The 17,656-nt window shown below is 34.2% G+C and carries 19 protein-coding genes; 12 read left to right on the plus strand and 7 right to left on the minus strand.

Annotated elements, in window-relative coordinates:
- The first annotated feature begins 6 nt into the window (after window positions 1–6).
- The 9 genes from lanKC (at window position 7) to NSQ89_RS00435 (ending at window position 5,552) form a co-directional block, all read left to right on the plus strand.
- Complete coding sequence (lanKC, locus tag NSQ89_RS00395) at window positions 7–2,610, plus strand: class III lanthionine synthetase LanKC (protein WP_061799935.1); 2,604 nt, start codon at window positions 7–9, stop codon at window positions 2,608–2,610.
- Between the two features lie 91 nt (window positions 2,611–2,701).
- Entirely contained in the window at window positions 2,702–2,824 is a 123-nt protein-coding gene (locus tag NSQ89_RS00400) for a class III lanthipeptide (protein WP_201781393.1), read from the plus strand.
- A gap of 37 nt (window positions 2,825–2,861) precedes the next feature.
- Window positions 2,862–2,981, plus strand: coding sequence for a class III lanthipeptide (locus NSQ89_RS00405; protein WP_201781392.1), 120 nt, complete (start codon window positions 2,862–2,864; stop codon window positions 2,979–2,981).
- 36 nt (window positions 2,982–3,017) lie between these two features.
- On the plus strand, window positions 3,018–3,137 hold the full coding sequence (locus NSQ89_RS00410; RefSeq protein ID WP_201781389.1) for a class III lanthipeptide: 120 nt from the start codon (window positions 3,018–3,020) through the stop codon (window positions 3,135–3,137).
- 36 nt (window positions 3,138–3,173) lie between these two features.
- Window positions 3,174–3,293 (plus strand): class III lanthipeptide, encoded by a 120-nt coding sequence (locus tag NSQ89_RS00415; protein ID WP_201781391.1) that lies wholly within the window; start codon window positions 3,174–3,176, stop codon window positions 3,291–3,293.
- 36 nt (window positions 3,294–3,329) lie between these two features.
- Window positions 3,330–3,449 (plus strand): class III lanthipeptide, encoded by a 120-nt coding sequence (locus NSQ89_RS00420; RefSeq protein ID WP_201781390.1) that lies wholly within the window; start codon window positions 3,330–3,332, stop codon window positions 3,447–3,449.
- Between the two features lie 36 nt (window positions 3,450–3,485).
- A complete protein-coding gene (locus NSQ89_RS00425) occupies window positions 3,486–3,605 on the plus strand; it encodes a class III lanthipeptide (protein WP_201781389.1) in 120 nt (39 codons plus the stop codon).
- Window positions 3,606–3,641: 36 nt separating this feature from the next.
- Window positions 3,642–3,761, plus strand: coding sequence for a class III lanthipeptide (locus tag NSQ89_RS00430; protein WP_201781388.1), 120 nt, complete (start codon window positions 3,642–3,644; stop codon window positions 3,759–3,761).
- Between the two features lie 81 nt (window positions 3,762–3,842).
- Window positions 3,843–5,552: an ABC transporter ATP-binding protein gene (locus NSQ89_RS00435; protein ID WP_095259134.1), complete on the plus strand. Its 1,710-nt coding sequence runs from the start codon at window positions 3,843–3,845 to the stop codon at window positions 5,550–5,552.
- Window positions 5,553–5,706: 154 nt separating this feature from the next.
- On the opposite strand, the gene NSQ89_RS00440 is transcribed toward NSQ89_RS00435, so the two are convergent.
- The gene (locus NSQ89_RS00440; protein WP_341132063.1) at window positions 5,707–5,889 is read right to left on the minus strand and encodes a hypothetical protein; all 183 of its coding nucleotides are present in this window, start codon (window positions 5,887–5,889) and stop codon (window positions 5,707–5,709) included.
- 558 nt (window positions 5,890–6,447) lie between these two features.
- Here NSQ89_RS00440 and NSQ89_RS00445 point away from each other — a divergent pair.
- A complete protein-coding gene (locus NSQ89_RS00445) occupies window positions 6,448–9,168 on the plus strand; it encodes a tetratricopeptide repeat protein (protein WP_341132064.1) in 2,721 nt (906 codons plus the stop codon).
- 63 nt (window positions 9,169–9,231) lie between these two features.
- On the opposite strand, the gene NSQ89_RS00450 is transcribed toward NSQ89_RS00445, so the two are convergent.
- From NSQ89_RS00450 to NSQ89_RS00465, 4 genes are all read right to left on the minus strand, one after another.
- Window positions 9,232–10,881, minus strand: a complete 1,650-nt coding sequence (locus NSQ89_RS00450; RefSeq protein WP_047941776.1) for a glutamine--tRNA ligase/YqeY domain fusion protein — start codon at window positions 10,879–10,881, stop codon at window positions 9,232–9,234.
- 392 nt (window positions 10,882–11,273) lie between these two features.
- A complete protein-coding gene (locus NSQ89_RS00455) occupies window positions 11,274–11,600 on the minus strand; it encodes an AzlD domain-containing protein (protein ID WP_047941775.1) in 327 nt (108 codons plus the stop codon).
- Complete coding sequence (locus NSQ89_RS00460; RefSeq protein WP_445668951.1) at window positions 11,597–12,319, minus strand: AzlC family ABC transporter permease; 723 nt, start codon at window positions 12,317–12,319, stop codon at window positions 11,597–11,599. The genes NSQ89_RS00455 and NSQ89_RS00460 overlap by 4 nt, the downstream gene beginning before the upstream one ends.
- Window positions 12,320–12,568: 249 nt before the next feature.
- Window positions 12,569–13,237: an O-methyltransferase gene (locus NSQ89_RS00465; protein WP_341132066.1), complete on the minus strand. Its 669-nt coding sequence runs from the start codon at window positions 13,235–13,237 to the stop codon at window positions 12,569–12,571.
- A gap of 111 nt (window positions 13,238–13,348) precedes the next feature.
- Here NSQ89_RS00465 and NSQ89_RS00470 point away from each other — a divergent pair, with 111 nt between their 5' ends.
- Window positions 13,349–14,251, plus strand: a complete 903-nt coding sequence (locus NSQ89_RS00470) for a LysR family transcriptional regulator (RefSeq protein WP_341132067.1) — start codon at window positions 13,349–13,351, stop codon at window positions 14,249–14,251.
- Here the strand turns inward: NSQ89_RS00470 and NSQ89_RS00475 are convergent.
- Entirely contained in the window at window positions 14,235–14,471 is a 237-nt protein-coding gene (locus NSQ89_RS00475) for a hypothetical protein (protein ID WP_047941771.1), read from the minus strand. The genes NSQ89_RS00470 and NSQ89_RS00475 overlap by 17 nt on opposite strands.
- 91 nt (window positions 14,472–14,562) lie before the next feature.
- Complete coding sequence (locus NSQ89_RS00480) at window positions 14,563–15,780, minus strand: MFS transporter (protein WP_047941770.1); 1,218 nt, start codon at window positions 15,778–15,780, stop codon at window positions 14,563–14,565.
- A 459-nt stretch (window positions 15,781–16,239) separates the two neighbouring features.
- Here NSQ89_RS00480 and NSQ89_RS00485 point away from each other — a divergent pair, with 459 nt between their 5' ends.
- The gene (locus NSQ89_RS00485; protein WP_047941769.1) at window positions 16,240–17,586 is read left to right on the plus strand and encodes an aspartate kinase; all 1,347 of its coding nucleotides are present in this window, start codon (window positions 16,240–16,242) and stop codon (window positions 17,584–17,586) included.
- The last annotated feature ends 70 nt before the right edge of the window (window positions 17,587–17,656 follow it).

Here is a 17,656-nt window from a genome sequence, read left to right on the forward strand (position 1 = left end):
GAACTAATGGATAATAGATATATAAAGTACATAAATGAAGGCTATTATTATAATGTTGCTAGTGAAAACAATCAAAGATTGCTCCATTTAGACTGCCCACCAGATAACTACATAGTAATTGATGGAGAACATTGGATAAATGTTTTGGAAAGAAACATTAAACTACCTAATCAGGGCTGGAAGATTCATATTAGTACGAATATGAAAGAGGCGCAAACAACTTTAGATATTGTATCTAAGTTAATGATAGAAAGAAATATATCATTTAAGTACGTAAAAAGTATTACAGAGCTACTAATGAAAGATTCCAAATATGGCGATAGAGGTTCTTCAGGAAAGTTTATTACAATATATCCTGTAAATACTAATCAATTTATCGAGTTATTAAGTTTACTAGAGAATAGCTTATCTCATTTAAAACCTGGCCCGTATATACTAAATGATAAAAGATGGTATGATTCTAACGTCTATTTTAGATACGGTGCCTTCGCGCCAAGATTTACATTTATAGATGGAGTAAAAGTCGATGCTATAGAAAATTTACAGGGTGAACTTATTGAAGATAAAAGGGTTCCTTATTATTATCTGCCTGACTTTGTAGAAGAGCCTCCAGAAATTATAGCCATGGACAAAGCAATGGATCAAAATGATACTTATTCACCCCTTGAAAATTATGATATTAAAGAGGCACTACATTTTAGTAATGGAGGTGGCGTATATATCTGTGAGAATAAATTACAAAACAATACAAAGGTCATTCTAAAAGAGGGAAGGCCTCATGCCGCGGTAGATGCACAAGGTCGTGATGCATTTTCTAGGATTGTAAACGAAAGTGAGATACTTGATAAATTAGAAAAAACAACATTCCCAGTTAAAAAAATAAGTTCCTTTCGTGCGTGGGAGCATTATTTCATCGAAGAAGAGTATATCGAAGGCGATTCACTGTCTGAGTGGCTAGTTAAGAACTACCCTTTCAGCTCTACCCTAAAAAATGAGTCTTACACTGAAGCATGTATAAATATTATTAATCAACTTATTGAGGCTATACATGAAATTCATGAGCATAATGTAGGAATGGGCGATTTACAGCCTGCAAATGTTATAGTCACTCCCGAAGAGAAAGTAAGATTAATAGATTTTGAAACAGCAAGCACAACAAATGATTCTCTTTCTGGATTAATGACTCCTGGTTATATAGGCCATCAAGAAATGAATAAAGAACAAAGTGATTGGTTTGCATTACTAAGGATAGCAAAACAGTTATTTGTACCAATTGGAAGTGTTCAAGATATTTCCTGGAATTTGGATACCATTCATAGTAAATGGGTGCAGGTTGTATTTGGAGAAAAAGCGACTAAAATAATTGACAAAGTTAAATCGCTGTGTGACTTCTATCAATCACGTCCTATGGACGAGTTATTGAGTACAAATGGCCAGTTAAAACAAGATTTTGATTTATCTATCTTAAAATTAAAATTACGGAATTCCATATTAAAAGACGTTAAAATGGAAGATAGACTTTTACCGGGAGATATTCGTCAATATGAAATGGAAGCAGGAATAATAAATGTATTGACCGGCGGCTTTGGTACGGCAATGGCTTTACATAGAACCGGTGGAATAAATCAAACAGTAAAAGATTGGATTGAAAAACAAGAAATCAATCAATTACTTCATTTAGAAAATGGCTTATTTACTGGAAAAATGGGAATTGCTGCAGTTTTATGGGAATTAGGTTATCAAGAAAAGGCAAAAGCCCTATTTGATTCAGACATTGATATTAAAAACATGGAAGATATTTCTCTTGCAGCAGGTTTAAGTGGGATTGGGTTGGCATACTTAGGACTTAGCTACGAATATGATAATCCTAGATATCTAGATATTTGTCTCTCTATTGGAGAGATATTAATAGATAAATTAAATTCTAATGCACCTATCATTACTTTTGATTACGACGTGGTTGATAAGGGAGTCATGACAAGTTGGTCAGGAGTTTCCCTGTATTTTACTGCATTATATAAAAAAACAAAGGATCAAAAGTGGCTGGAATTATCAGAAAAGGCATTAGAAAAGGACTTGAAATTAGGGGTATTTGATGACGATGGCTTGTATCATATAGATGATGATTTTAGGATTTTACCATATCTCGCTGGTGGAGGAAGTGGACTGGCTATTCCTATAATTGAATTAGAGCTGAATGCAGACATAAAGAAATGGGATAAGGAAATTGATGGAATTTGCAAAATTTCGAAAAGTAAATGTTTTTATAACGCTGGATTATTTCAGGGAACCACTGGTATTTTAGCTATTGCAAATCTCCTAGAGCTATATACCAATAAAAACAGTTTAGTCAGCTCAGCTTTATTTACCCTTAATCTACATTTATTAGAGAATGATGACTGTATATTTGTTCCTGGGGATTCATGCTTTAGACTTTCTGGCGATATTATGTCTGGTTCTGCTGGCCTACTGTTAGTAATAAACGATATTTTAGAGAATAGAAACTACTCCTGGTTACCAATACTCAACTTAGAAAAGGTATTTAATTCTTCGATCTTAATAGGGGAAAATTCGCAAAGGAAGGTAGAACTATCCTTCTCTGGTAATTAATTGACTCTCTTGATGTAAAATATATCATTTTATGTAAATAAAAGGATTCGAAGATGATGAGGAAAATTATTTATTATAGGAGGTGATAAAAATGAAAAACGTTCTTGGTTTACAAAAAATAGGTAAGAAAGAACGGAAAAATGGAGATGTATTAAAGTCATCTGTGAGTTTAGGCTGTTCTCCATCAAGTAATACTAGCTGGTTCTTTTGTTAATTCTTAAAAAATACTATTAAGAAAGAAGGAATGGGAAATGAACAAAGTGTTATCTTTGCAAAAACAAGCTGTATCAAAAGACGTACAACTAAAAGCAAAATCACTTGCGAGTATTCAATGTAAAGGAAGTAGCAACGCAAGCTGGTTCTTCTGTTAATTCTACAAAATACTATTAAGAAAGAAGGAATGAGAAATGAACAAGGTATTATCTTTACAAAAAGAAGCGGTATCAAAAGATGTACAACTAAAAGCAAAATCCTCTAAAAGCATTCAATGCAAAGGAAGTAGTCACGCAAGCTGGTTCTTCTGTTAATTCTTAAAAAAACTATTAAGAAAGAAGGAATGAAAAATGAACAAAGTATTGTCATTACAAAAAGAAGCTGTATCAAAAGAAGTTCAATTAAAAGCGAAATCACTTGCAAGTATTCAATGTAAAGGAAGCAGCAACGCAAGCTGGTTCTTCTGCTAATTCTACAAAATACTATTAAGAAAGAAGGAATGAGAAATGAACAAAGTATTATCTTTACAAAAAGAAGCTATATCAAAAGATGTACAACTAAAAGCAAAATCCTCTAAAAGCGTTCAATGTAAAGGAAGTAGTCATGCAAGCTGGTTCTTCTGTTAATTCTTAAAAATACTATTAAGAAAGAAGGAATGAGAAATGAACAAGGTATTATCTTTACAAAAAGAAGCGGTATCAAAAGATGTACAACTAAAAGCAAAATCCTCTAAAAGCATTCAATGTAAAGGAAGTAGTCACGCAAGCTGGTTCTTCTGTTAATTCTTAAAAAAACTATTAAGAAAGAAGGAATGAGAAATGAACAAGGTGTTATCTTTACAAAAAGAAGTTATATCAAAAGATGTACAACTAAAAGCAAAGTCCCTAGCAAGTATTCAATGTAAAGGAAGCAGCAACGCAAGCTGGTTCTTCTGTTAAGACTAGTAAATGATTTCTGTAAAAGACAATAAAGTTTGGTCAATCAAGCTTTATTGTCTTAATTAATGAGGTGAATCTTAATTGAATGCGTATAAAATGCTCCTATTAGCAATTAATGATACAAAGAAGAAATTACTTTTGGTCACAATTATAATTGCATCTATTTTATTTACAGCAGCAACTTTATTTTTCCCACTTTTGGTAAAGGATATTGTTGATGAATTTTCAATGAATGAGATTAGCCTATGGATGGTTGGAGGTTTAGTTTTATTCTTAGTAATAAAATCTATAATTGAAGCAGTTAATCAGTACATAATATCTAAATTTGGTAACATGGTAATTCGCGATTTACAAAAAAATATCTACAATAAGGTTATTTATTTTAAAGTTGATTTTTTTGATGATTACCACAGCGGAGAATTATCAAGTAGAATCGTAAATGATACAGAAATTGTTAAAGATTTAATCACATATCACATCCCTAAATTAGTTACGGGAATTATAATGATACTTGGTGGATTAGCATTAACAATTATCCTCGATTGGAAACTAACGGTTGTGGTACTAATAATTGCTCCATTTATATTTGGGATTATATTTCCTCTGATGAGGAGAATGGAGAATACTGGGGATAGACAACAAAAAGAAACTTCTGTTTTTATTTCAAAAACGCAAGAGACTTTTAAAAATATAAAGATGGTGAAGGCTTCAACAGCTGAAAAACAGGAAAAATCATTAATGTTTAAGTGTATTGATAGACTATACAATGCTAACTTATATGAAAGTAAAATTTTTGCTATAGTAGCTCCTTTAGTGAATTTTTTACTTATTCTAGGCTTATTAATAGTGGTAGGATATGGGGCATATAGAATCTCAGTAGGAACATTAACTATAAGTACATTAATTGCGTTTGTAATCTATGCCTTTCAAATGATGACCCCAATGAGTTCCATTAGTGGATTTATTGGAGAGTACCATAAAGCTAATGGTGCAATTAAAAGTTTAAATAATATAATGAATAATAACGAAGTTGAATACACTGGTAATACAGAGTATAAATTTCTACATGAATTATCCTTTAATCAAATTACTTTTGGGTACAAAGATAAACCTATGCTTAGTGATATCAGCTTTACTATTAAACGAGGGGAGTCTCTAACGATTGTTGGTCCTTCAGGATCTGGGAAAACAACTTTAATTAACCTATTGGAGAAGTTTTATCATCCAGAAAGTGGTTCCATAACAATAGACAATATCAATATCAGTCATTTGAACACATATGAACTTCGAAAAAACATTGGGATAGTAAGCCAAGGTTCCTCCTTAATTAGCGGTACCATTTTAGATAATTTGCTATATGGTCTTGATGAAGACCAAATTGATGAATCAAAAATAAGAGAGGCTTTAAGGTATGCGAATTTACAAGAGTTTGTTGATAGACAGAAGGACAAACTTAATACAAATATAGGGGAGAGTGGCGACAAATTATCAGGGGGAGAAAAACAAAGATTAAATATAGCTAGGCTATTTTTGAAGAACCCGGATATAATTTTATTGGACGAACCTACCTCAAACTTAGATATAGAATCTAGAAATTTAGTATTGGAATCAATAAACAAACTTACTAAAGATAAGACAGTGATTAAAGTAACTCATAACCTAGAAGAAGTAAAACCAGGTGACAATGTATTATTCATTGAAGATGGAGAAATTGTATGTGAAGGTTCCCATGAAAGAATGAGTGAGATGAATAAAAGATATAAAGAGTTTATTTCTACAGCTGCGGTGTAGTTTGTAGTTTCGGGATTACAGTAAGTAGATTAAATGTTTATCTACTTACTGTTTTTTAGTGTTGATTTTGTGCTAATTCGAACATTTTTCCACGATCTATTCTTCCTTTTTCTTAAGCAATTTTTGCTTATTCCTTAAACTTCTAAGAGATTACTCACCTGCCATACCATCGTATTGGCATACTAATACTGTCTTTTTCGTTCTGCATAGCTCTTGCCCATTCCATTTGGAACAATATAAAAAAATCATCAACATTAGCAGAGGGACGCTCGGACTCTTTTTTTCTCGTAAAGTATGATTTATTCGTGTAATTCCCATAATCAACGACAACCTCCATGATGTTTTGAAAAACCCCCTTTCATTTCCATAAGTTAGTTTCCAGGGAATAATTTTTATTTGATTGGGGAGTTGTAGCTTCTACTCAGGATAGATGGAAAGAATAGGAAGGATGAATAGCGGTTATTTTCCAAAGAGTATGTTCCTTTAAAATCTAAGGGTCTATTGCTATTATCCTGGAATAATCCCCACTCTGTTAAAGGAGAAAGTGAACTAGGTAAAAAGACGGAGAGGATAAATAAAAAACAGGGAAGAAAGGTACGATGGACACTAGAGGATGAGGAGAAGAATCAGTAATCTTAAATATAATAGTACCTAGATTTAAAGAGGGAATATACTGCGCTTTCGCTTATATCACGAAGAAATACCCAACCATTCAGAACGATTACTTAGCCTGTTATTATATTGTAAAGAGATTGAATCGGTTTCGAAATCCATGAAATAATCTGATTTGTTACAATGAAGGATAGCCTACATAAGACATAATGATGACGGATGAGCATAAATATATTATTTAGAATGATAAAAAACCACTCTAAATGAATAGCAGGGGGAAGTTATGACATTAGAAAAAAAACTAATTGAAAAAACGTATTATGAAGGATACTTACAGGATAGAGACGAGTCGCCAATTGAAGTTTTAGGCCAATTATATATAGCGGAACAAAGAAAGAATGTTCCAGATCTAACCTCCATCCGTTTCGCACAAGGTGAATTATATTTTCAGTACCATGACTATGAAGCGGCAATTTTTAAATGGGAGAATATTAGTAATGAATTAGAGCCATGGGCAAAGAAGAATCTAGCAGACGCATACTTGGAATTAGAGGAATATTCAACAGCGGAAAGTTTTTATAAATCTGTTGTGACAGATTCAGAGCTTTTACAAACAGAAATATCTTTGCAACTATTTTCTTTATATTTCCAAAAAGGGAATCATGAAATGGCATTGGGGATTATTAATAATCTAGTTCTTACTAATCCAGACTATGCGAATATACCAACTATCGCAAAATCATATTATGAAGGACAGCAAAATTGGGAAAAGGCAGTAGAGCTTGCTGTTAAGGAAGGAAAAAGAACAGATGGATTAAAATGGTATGAAGCATTAATTCATTATAGCAACTTAGGAGTGATTCAGCAGTTTGAGCCTGCATACTTTATAGAAAGCTTAAAAAATCTTCAAGAGTTAGACTTTGCTACTTTTGAGAGATTATCTATATCATTATGGAAAAACTATGAAGACACAGCCTATTATCTAACATGGGTAACGGTATTTAATAGCATTTATGAACCTGTTCCTTGCGAAGGAGAAGAAGGATTGGCGCATATTTTGGAAGGTGCGTACGCTCATTTAATTGATGGCAGTTATTCGATTAAGGAAGTGGAAGAAATTGTTCCGGCTCTTTTATCCAATTACTTCTTATCTTCAATTGGCCAACAGACTGTATCGGCAGCATCGGCAGTTTTAGCTTGGAATGAAATGTTTAAACATTCGATGGATCAATCTGTTGTATCAAAAGCAGAGATGGTTATTAATGAAACAACAGAAACAAATATATCATTCCAGCAATTTATGAACTTATTTGAATCTATTATCGAGTGGGCAGATAAGCATGATATTCCATTAGATAAGAAGTTTGCCCAAAAGGTACACGATTTTCTTCCATCGAATCATTATCAGTTATTAATGGTAGGATCTGCTGGCAGCGGTGTAAATGCCTATATTAATGAGCTAGTAGGAGAGACTGTTTTAGCAGAAGATACAAATGCCATTTTAACGATAAAGGATAATGACTATCTAGAAATAAACGAAGTAACCAATTCTGGCTTAAAATTAATTGATACACTCACGAATTTTTATGAAGAATTGCTTGTTCAACAGGAGAGTCCGAGAGTGTTCCAGTTAGATACTCCTTCTCATTATTTAAACCAAAATAGATGGACGGTTACCACTGCTCCTTTTGTAGAAGATGCATCTTACGCAGATTATGCTATGCTTGCTGACAGTCTCTTATTTGTTATTAATGAGCAATCTGTTTTTTCTTATACGGAATATGAACAATTAAAGCAATGGAAGGAAAAATCGCCATTTTTAACACTGCAATTTTTAATTTATATCGATGATTTAGATAATGAAAAAGTAGCATCCAAGCGTTTACAAAAGGCGATGTCTGCAATTCAGCATTATTTTCCAGATAGCAAAATCTTTATTTATTCCAAGCAAGAGGAGAGAGAAGCTCAGCTAGATGAAATTAGCCGTTATTATTACCACCATTTTGCAGCTAGAAAGATGAATGAAGAACGATTGCAAAGCTGTATTTCTATCATTCAAGATTTAATTACTAATCTATTGGATAAACGATTGGATATGGAAGATAGTTTAAAAGCATCACTCCAGCTTTATGAGGAAATGGTCAGCAAGCTGACTGGAGCTAAAAATCAACTAATTGATATGGAAGCCTCTAAAAGTGAGTTAATAACAAAGCAGTTTGATGAAATCAAAATAGAAACGCAAGAAGCAATTAAAAAGGAAATTCCAGCTATTTTAAAAGGATGTAAGGATATTATAAAAGAAGATAGTGATTATAGTAAAATGCATATCTCTCTAAATAAAGAGATGAATAAACGAGTAAATGAGTACTTAAATGAAACATTATCGCCGAAAATTCATCGAAGTATTGAAGAATGGATTCAAGCAGCTCATAAACAATTAGAGGATGGCCAACTATTCCTTAATGAGCTAAGCAAAGGCTTCAATGGAATTTACAAGGAGCATCCAATAGAGCTATCTTGTGATTTTGTGATTATAGAAGATTGGAAAAGAGATGCACGCCGGTTATCAAGCGGACTTCGCATCGAACCATTAAATATTTTCAATCGTTTTAATGCATCCCAAGTATTTTTGAAGAGTGCTGGGAAGCTGCTTGGTGCAATTCAGCAAAATAACAAAATGCTTCAATCAAGATATCAAAAGTATCTGGAAACAGAGGATTTTTCTGATGTGGCAGCATCTGTTTCGACAGCAGTATTGCAGCATTTTGATTTCTATGAAAAGGGATTGGAAAATGATATTAAAATGTTCTTTGTCCGTCCAAAAAGGACATTAGAGCAATTTGCTGAGGAAAAATCAAAAGATATCGTAGAATATAAGAATTTATTAGACCGATTAAAGAATAATCCAGAATTGTTCCATGACCCATTGAAGTTATTCGAACTACGCCTCTTGCAGTATGACTGGCTTGCCAATACTACCAAGCCAGCAACAACATGGACGTAAGCCATATAAAAAGGGAGGAGAATAGTCGACTTATCGATTATTCTCCTCCCTTTATTCTATTGCTTAAAGTTTAAAGGAGCTTTTCAAGGAAACGATGCGATTAAATACCGGCTTTTCTGAAGTGGTATATTTAGGATCCACATTGAAATATCCGTGGCGGAAAAATTGGAATTTATCTTGTGGCTTAACATCCTTCATATTTGGCTCAATAAAGCCTTGAATGACTTCGAGAGAATTTGGATTTACATAATCTAAGAACGTTTTTCCTTCTTCCATTTCCTCATCTTCATCGGTAATTAGCGGTTCAAATAAACGAAACTCCGCAGGGATAGCTTGAGATGCTTCTACCCAATGCAATGTTCCTTTTACTTTTCTACCAGTAAATCCACTTCCACTTTTTGTTTCTTTATCATACGTACAATGAAGCTCGATTACATTTCCTTCTTCATCTTTAATTACTTCTTCGCACTTAATAAAGTAAGCATGCTTCAAACGCACTTCATTACCAGGGAACAAGCGGAAATATTTTTTTGGAGGATTCTCCATAAAGTCTTCTTGTTCAATATAAATTTCACGAGAGAATGGAATTTGTCTAGTGCCCATCTCCGGATTTTCTGGATTGTTTTCCGCTTCTAGCATTTCTACTTGACCTTCCGGATAGTTAGTAATAACTACTTTTAACGGATTTAGAACACCCATCGTACGAGGTGCTTTTAATTTTAAATCTTCCCGTACAAAGTGATCAAGCATGGCAGAGTCCACTGCACCAGAGCCTTTTGAAATTCCTAATTCCATACAGAAATTACGGATTGCTTCAGGGGTAACTCCTTTTCTTCTTAAGCCAGAAATGGTAGGCATGCGTGGATCATCCCAGCCATCCACATAGTTTTCGTCCACTAGAAGCTTTAATTTACGTTTGCTCATTACGGTATTCGTAATATTTAAACGGCCAAATTCGATTTGTTGTGGCGTGCTTTCCATCTCACATTCGCGAACAACCCAATCATATAGAGGACGTTGATCTTCGAATTCTGTTGTACAAAGTGAGTGTGTTACGCCCTCAATTGCATCCTCTATTGGATGAGCGAATGCGTACATTGGATAAATACACCATTTATCGCCTGTATTGTGGTGAGTAGCATGGGCAATACGATAAATAACAGGATCCCTTAAGTTAATATTAGGCGAAGCCATATCAATTTTTGCACGAAGAACCTTCTCGCCATTACCGAATTCGCCATTGCGCATTGCCTCAAATAATTGAAGATTTTCTTCCACTGTGCGATTACGATAAGGACTTTCTTTTCCTGGCTCTGTTAACGTTCCGCGATATTCGCGAATTTCATCGGCTGATAAATCATCAACATAAGCGAGCCCTTTTTTTATTAATAAGACTGCACGGTTGTACATTTCCTCGAAATAGTCAGATGCAAATAATAAATTTTCCCATTCATATCCGAGCCATTCTACATCTTCCTTAATAGAGTTTACATATTCAATGTCCTCTTTTAAAGGGTTTGTATCGTCAAAGCGTAAGTTTGTCTTACCTCCAAATTCATCTGCTAGTCCAAAGTTAATAAAAATTGACTTTGCATGACCAATATGCAGATATCCATTTGGTTCTGGCGGAAAACGCGTGATAACCGTATCATGCTTCCCAGTTTCTAAATCTTCTTTCATGATGTTTTTTATAAAATTAGAGCCCATCTCCAAGATTATAGCCACCTTTCTAATATGTATGAATACTTTTAGAATAAAATATTTAGCTTAGCCATTCGTCTCTATCGAAAATATCCAAACGATCTTAGTATGATTATATCAATAATATAACCAATATTTTATTATAAACTTCATAGAAAGGAAACGAAAGTACAATAAATTTGTTAATTTTTATGGATTTCCATGGTTTCTTGTAAGGTTATGGATATTTTTGTTAAAGTTATCCATTTTATTAAGTGGTGAATATTGTTTATAAGGCGGAGGAAAACCGAAAAAGTGGTGTTCATAAAATGATGAAAGCTGATAAGGAAGGAGTCAGAAGAAAAAAGCATTCATCATAATAAAAAGCCTCTTTTATAAACAAAAAGAAGCTTTTTATATAATAGCTACAATACCAATCTCACAACAGCCATACACACAACTCCGAATAATACAGTAGTTAATAAACTTTTACTAAGAAAAGCAACAATTATCGTAGGAATCGTCGCAAGAAGCGCTTCCCAGTTAATGCTAATACTATTGCTTTCGGTGGTTCCTATAAGACTTTCTACAATTAAGCCAGTAAAAATGCATACTGGAAGGTAGGAAAGCCACTTTTCGACAGGTGCTGAAATCGTGAAATTGCGCGCCACTAAAAATGGAATTACTCTTGGAATAAAGGTTACGATAGTACAGCCGATTAATAAAAGAAAAAAGCTCATATTGCTCATCATTTATCTGTCACCACCCCAATTGTAGCAACAATGATTGTTGATATAATGACACTTAAGCTACTTGATAAAAAAGTAGAGAAGAAAAGCATGCAGATAATCATCAATGTGATTAACAATAAATAGTGTTTCAGTTTAGTAGGTTCAATTGTTTGCAGCTGGATAATCAGCAATGCAATAAACATAGCTGGCAAGGCATAATCTAATCCGAATTGTTCAGGATCGGGAAACCACCCTCCGATATATCCTCCGACAGTACAAGCTGCAATCCAAACAAGGTAGGCAGTCAGATTTAGTCCGTTCATCCATCGATCATTAACTGGCTCTTTTCTAGCAATCTTGGTAATCGCTACTCCAAATGATTCATCTGTTACAAGACTGCCAATACCAATGTTTTTCTGTATAGAATATTGGGTGAATTTAGGTGCTAGAGCGGAACTTAACAATAAGTGACGCAAATTTACAATAAATGTTGTAAGTATAATTGCGCTGATGGGACTTGCAGCTGCAATCATTGCACAAATAATAAACTGGGAAGCCCCTGCATAAACAAATGTAGCAAGCAGGAAAATATGCAGGATAGATAAGCCGGATGATACACCGACTACTCCCATTGCGAGGCCAATGCTAATATAACCAAGTAAGGTTGGAATACAGTCTTTCACTCCATCTAAATAGGAGAGTGTGTGTTGTTCTTGTTCTGCTACTTTAATACTTTCCACGGTCAATCCCCTTTATCGCAAATTAGTAATTGCATATATTATATAAGGACGTAAAGGTTTAGGCAATGTCTTATTGTATGGGGATAATAGGGAGGGATATTCCTGATTATTCCACTCTTAACGGACAGGAAGACTCCCTCCTCAAAGAGGAAGATAGGTAGGAGTCAACTAACTGCCTGTAAAGGTCTGATTGGTTCAACTAACCATTAGTGGGGGAGGAGGAAAACCATCACTGATAGAAGTTTCACTTTATTTTACATAGCTAAGGATGAAACCATCATAGCCTTTTAACCCAACAGTTTGTATTCCAACTGACTCTACTCGGGAGTCTTTGGAAAGGATATCGATAAAGCGTCGGATTCCTAGTACTTTTTCATCTTGACTGTTTTCAGCTACTATATTTCCGTTACGAACAATATTGTCAGCAACAATCACGGCTCCCTTTCTTGCTAATTTAATGGCGTAATCAATGTATAGGGGATTATTAGGTTTGTCAGCGTCAATAAATATAAAATCGAATTCATCCATATTATTTTTTAGGAGCTCTGATAAAGAAGTAAGAGCGTTGTCTTCCATAATGGTGATTTTTTTCTCGAGACCGGATAGTTGAAAGTTTTCTTTAGCTACCTTAATATGATTATTATTATTTTCTAATGTTATTACTTTACCATCTTCAGGAAGAGCCATTGCTAGCCAAGTGGTACTATATCCTCCTAGTGTACCTATTTCAAGTATTCTGTGCGCCCCCATCATTTTAGCAAGCATCCAAAGCATTTTACCTTGAGTAGGACTTACGTCAATCTCTGGAAGATTATTATCTCTATTATTCTGAAGTAATTTTTTCATTTTGGTGTTGTGTGGTTGTAACCTATTAATTAAATAGTGATCAACTGCATTCCAAACTTGATTTTCTGTCACCTTAATCATCTCCTTGTTCTTTATAATTTTAGTATATGCTTCCATAACGTATTAATAAAATATATATATTTTATAGTTATATAAGAAATAATTATGTAAGGTTGGGGTAGGATGAATATTCACGGATTAAAATTGTTTTATCATGTTGCAAGAGATAGGAGTTTTACAAAGGCGGCAGAATTATTAAGAATTAGTCAACCAGCTGTTTCTAGTCAAATAAAGCAGTTTGAGAAAGAAATAGGTATTCCATTGTTTATAAAAGATGGAAGGAAATTTAAACTTACAGAGTTTGGATCATTATTGGCAGAACAAGCAGAAATATTATTTTCTTATGAACAGAAATTGGATGATTTTGTAGAAGATTATTATTTGTCCAGAAAAGGCAGGCTTTCTGTTGCGGCAACTTATTTGCCAGCAAATTTTGTCATTCCTGCTTGTGCTGCAGTTTTTAAAGCTGAGAATGAAGAGATTGAATTTAATTTGACTACTAGTAATTCGCATGCAGCATTTGATCAATTAATTCATTACAAGGCAGACATTGCAATGTATGCGGGAGGATGGATGGAGCATTTTCATGACAATATATTGGCTGAGGAAATAGTTGAAGATGAAATATGGTTTGTTGTATCAGCAAATCATCGATTGGCAAATAAGCAGGTCACTTTATCCGAGATTGTGAAAGAACCTTTTATAATGAGGGAAAAGGGGAGTTCTACGAGGGAAAGATTATTCTCTTTATGTCAAATATATCAAGTTCCTCCACCCAAAATTGCTCTACAATTTAATGGCATAAATGAAGCCATTCATTCTGTTTTAACGGGGTATGGTGTTAATTTTGTATCGTCAATAGTGATAAGAGATTATGTAAAGAATAAGAAGTTAGCAAGAGTATTTGTAAAGGATATTAGGGTGACAAATAAAATAGCAATATGTACGAGAAAAAACGAAAAGCGCTCCGCAATGGTGGAGAATTTTATTGAAATTTGCAGGAAATATGTCAAAGAAGAATATTAAATCCAAAAATCATTGGCAAAAAATAAAAACCATTCTCATCATATCTAGAAGAATGGTTTTGTTTATATTTCTTTTCATTTCGTGTCATGCGTTCTTTCTTTGTTTTTGTTATTTTCGTGATTGGTACAATGCTGCCCCAAGATCCTCTGCGCATCGTTGTATCAAAACCATGTTCACGCAGCACTTTGTCGCGTTTCTTTCTTGCCTTTGATTTAGCCATAGTTATCCTCCTTATGATGACAAGTATTTTTCCATTTTATTATACATCATAAAATGGAAAAATCGTTAGTATTTACACAGCCGTTAAATCGTTAAGAAATCGAATGTTTAGCTAGTTTAGGATGGCGGTGCATCATTAAAAATAGGAAAATACCGCTTGCTAATAAGAGAATACTAGTTGAAAAGAATACCATAGAGAACCCAAAGTTACCTGCAATTAGTCCACCAAGTGCAGGACCGATTATATTACCGAGAAAACGAAGACTTGTTTCATATCCCATTACTTCTCCTTGCATAGCAATAGGTACTTCTTGTCGAATATAAGCAATACGTACAGGAACCATGCCTCCGATTGCTACACCGAGAATAAAGCGGATAATCAGCAATTGCCAGTATTGATTAACAAATCCTCCCGGGAAATAGATAATTCCGGCAATAAACAAGAGAATAACAAGTACTTTAAGGTGACCAGATCGATCTCCCATTTCTCCCCATTTCCGTGCCATTAGTAAATTTCCTAAACCTGCAGCTGAGAAAGCTAGACCAGCGAAAAACGCAATATTCTCTGGACCATGCAATTTACTGACATATAAAGACAGAATAGGCTGGATGCTGAAATGGGCAATTTGTATAAAGGCTGAGATAAGCAGAACGGTAATGAATACAGGGTTTTTTAGAATATAGGCTAATACCTCTCTGCTTGTATAGCTGCTTTTCGTGCCCTTTTGAGCAGGCAGGACAAACTCTTTTGTTGTAAATACTAGAATTGCAGATATAAAGATAGCAAGAGAAGTAAATCGGAAAGTTGCCGCATAGCCGAAACTATCTGCTAATACTCCTCCAAGTAACGGACCAATCAATGCGCCAGTAATACTTCCTGTCTGTAAGGTTCCTAATACCTTACCAGCAGTTTTTTTTGGAGTTTGAGTGGAGATAAATGCTTGTGACATTGGGATAAATCCTGTGAAAAATCCCGTGAAAAAACGAAGAATAAAGACTTCCCATACAGAATTGGCAAAACTCATCAGAAAGATGGAAATGCCTAAGCCGATTGCTAAAATGATAAGAATCGTTTTTCTCCCAAATTTATCGCCAATTTTTCCCCATATCGGTGAAAACAAGAAAGCTGCTACAAAGGTCACAGAGAAACAAAGCCCCGACCAATGCTGCACAAATTCAGGTGAATATTGACCAAATGATTCAATATAAAGCGATAAAAATGGGAGAACCATAGTCATGCAGGCACTTATAAAAAAGTTAGCGAACCACATGATTCCTAAGTTTCGTTTTGAATATTTTTGGGTTTCCATTTTGTAAAACACTTCTTTCTAATATAGTAGAGATTTTATTAAGGTTTCCTCCATCTAAAACGGATGGAGTACGAAAGGAGGAATGAGGAGATTGTTGGTAAATGCACAATAAATTTCGTTTAACTAAATATTAGTTTAACGTAAAATTTACATAAATGAAAGTATTTTGGATTATTATTTCCAATAAACAACTTAAAGAAGCTCTCCATTGTTGGATAAAAGTCTTTATTAAAGCGTTAATAGCGATTATCTCAAAATGAAAAATAACATTAATTACCAGTTTTATTTTAATATTCATAGAGAAGAAGCCAAGTGAAAAAATATTATTGTTCACTCTATAAAAACAAATGTATTTTTAGAGTGGAAATGACTTGATTATTTATCATGAAATAGTGATAATAGCCATAGTGAACAATTTAGAAAATTGTTACTATTTAACAATCAGTGGGAGTTGGCGAAATGAAGGTTGTCAAATTTGGGGGTAGTTCTCTAGCTACAGGGAAGCAATTGGAAAAGGTATTACAAATAGTAAAGGCAGATAAGGAGAGAAGGATTGTCGTCGTGTCTGCACCTGGAAAAAGATATGATTCAGATACGAAGGTAACAGATTTATTAATCCAATGTGCGCAAGCAGTAGTAAATGGAAGTGATTATTCTCCTTATTTAGAGGAAGTATTAGACAGATATGCTAGTATTGCTAAAGAATTGGACTTATCGAGTGATATTATAACAAACATTAAAAACGACTTATTGGATTTAATAAATAAATACTCTAATAAAGATGCTTTTATGGAAGCAATGAAGGCCAGCGGAGAGGATAATAATGCTAAATTAGTTGCACATTTCTTTAAAACTAGAGGATTAGATGCCATTTATATTAGTCCAAAGGAAGCGGGCTTGATTGTTAGTGATGATCCCGGAAATGCTCAAGTGCTTTCTGAATCTTATGATCGGTTATATTCCTTAAGAGAAGAGAAGCGAATAATTGTATTTCCAGGTTTTTTTGGTTACAGCGAAGCGGGAGATGTAGTGACATTTTCAAGAAGTGGATCAGATATTACGGGAGCGATTCTCGCCAATGGCGTGAAAGCGGAGTTGTATGAAAACTTTACAGATGTGGATGCTGTTTACTCTGTAAATCCTTCCATTGTAACGCAGCCGAAAGAAATTAAGGAACTTACTTATCGGGAAATGCGTGAATTATCATATGCCGGCTTCTCTGTATTTCATGCTGAAGCTTTAATTCCGGCGTATCGTGCAGGTATTCCTGTTCAAGTGAGAAATACAAATAATCCATCCGCATCAGGAACTAGAATAGTCTCCTCAAGAAATAATATCAATGGTCCTGTAATTGGTATTGCTAATGATAAAGGATTTTGTTCCATCTATATTAGTAAATATTTAATGAATCGTGAAGTAGGATTTGCCAGAAAAGTTCTATCAATATTAGAGGATTATCATATTTCGTATGAACATATGCCGTCTGGAATTGATGATTTAACAATTGTTTTACGCCAAGATCAATTGACAAGAAAAAGCGAACAGGAGATTTTGACCAGAATATCCGAGGAACTACAAGTAGAAGAAATAAAAGTAGAACACGATTTAGCGCTTATCATGCTTGTAGGGGAAGGGATGCGACGTAATATCGGTACAAATGCCCGTGCATCCACAGCACTCGCGAAAGCGGGAGTGAATATTGAAATGATTAACCAAGGTTCTTCTGAAGTAAGCATGATGTTCGGAGTAAAAGAAACAGTTGTCAAAAAAGCTGTAAAAGCTTTGTATGAAGAGTTTTTTGTATAGAAAGAGAAAAAGGAGTTCCTTCTTTAAACCAGAAAGAGGGACTTCTTGTTTTATCATGAAATTTTACGAA

This window comes from Niallia sp. FSL R7-0648, from assembly GCF_038007005.1.
Taxonomy (GTDB): domain Bacteria; phylum Bacillota; class Bacilli; order Bacillales; family Cytobacillaceae; genus Niallia; species Niallia circulans.

Bases quoted from the DNA above. Each gene is read 5' to 3' on its own strand.
- NSQ89_RS00425 (WP_201781389.1), top strand. From the start codon at position 3,486: ATGAACAAGGTATTATCTTTACAAAAAGAAGCGGTATCAAAAGATGTA.
- NSQ89_RS00475 (WP_047941771.1), bottom strand. From the start codon at position 14,471: ATGGCTAAATCAAAGGCAAGAAAGAAACGCGACAAAGTGCTGCGTGAA.
- NSQ89_RS00410 (WP_201781389.1), top strand. From the start codon at position 3,018: ATGAACAAGGTATTATCTTTACAAAAAGAAGCGGTATCAAAAGATGTA.
- NSQ89_RS00440 (WP_341132063.1), bottom strand. From the start codon at position 5,889: ATGGAGGTTGTCGTTGATTATGGGAATTACACGAATAAATCATACTTT.
- NSQ89_RS00445 (WP_341132064.1), top strand. From the start codon at position 6,448: ATGACATTAGAAAAAAAACTAATTGAAAAAACGTATTATGAAGGATAC.
- NSQ89_RS00470 (WP_341132067.1), top strand. From the start codon at position 13,349: ATGAATATTCACGGATTAAAATTGTTTTATCATGTTGCAAGAGATAGG.
- NSQ89_RS00430 (WP_201781388.1), top strand. From the start codon at position 3,642: ATGAACAAGGTGTTATCTTTACAAAAAGAAGTTATATCAAAAGATGTA.
- NSQ89_RS00485 (WP_047941769.1), top strand. From the start codon at position 16,240: ATGAAGGTTGTCAAATTTGGGGGTAGTTCTCTAGCTACAGGGAAGCAA.
- lanKC (WP_061799935.1), top strand. From the start codon at position 7: ATGGATAATAGATATATAAAGTACATAAATGAAGGCTATTATTATAAT.
- NSQ89_RS00420 (WP_201781390.1), top strand. From the start codon at position 3,330: ATGAACAAAGTATTATCTTTACAAAAAGAAGCTATATCAAAAGATGTA.
- NSQ89_RS00455 (WP_047941775.1), bottom strand. From the start codon at position 11,600: ATGATGAGCAATATGAGCTTTTTTCTTTTATTAATCGGCTGTACTATC.
- NSQ89_RS00400 (WP_201781393.1), top strand. From the start codon at position 2,702: ATGAAAAACGTTCTTGGTTTACAAAAAATAGGTAAGAAAGAACGGAAA.
- NSQ89_RS00480 (WP_047941770.1), bottom strand. From the start codon at position 15,780: ATGGAAACCCAAAAATATTCAAAACGAAACTTAGGAATCATGTGGTTC.
- NSQ89_RS00405 (WP_201781392.1), top strand. From the start codon at position 2,862: ATGAACAAAGTGTTATCTTTGCAAAAACAAGCTGTATCAAAAGACGTA.
- NSQ89_RS00415 (WP_201781391.1), top strand. From the start codon at position 3,174: ATGAACAAAGTATTGTCATTACAAAAAGAAGCTGTATCAAAAGAAGTT.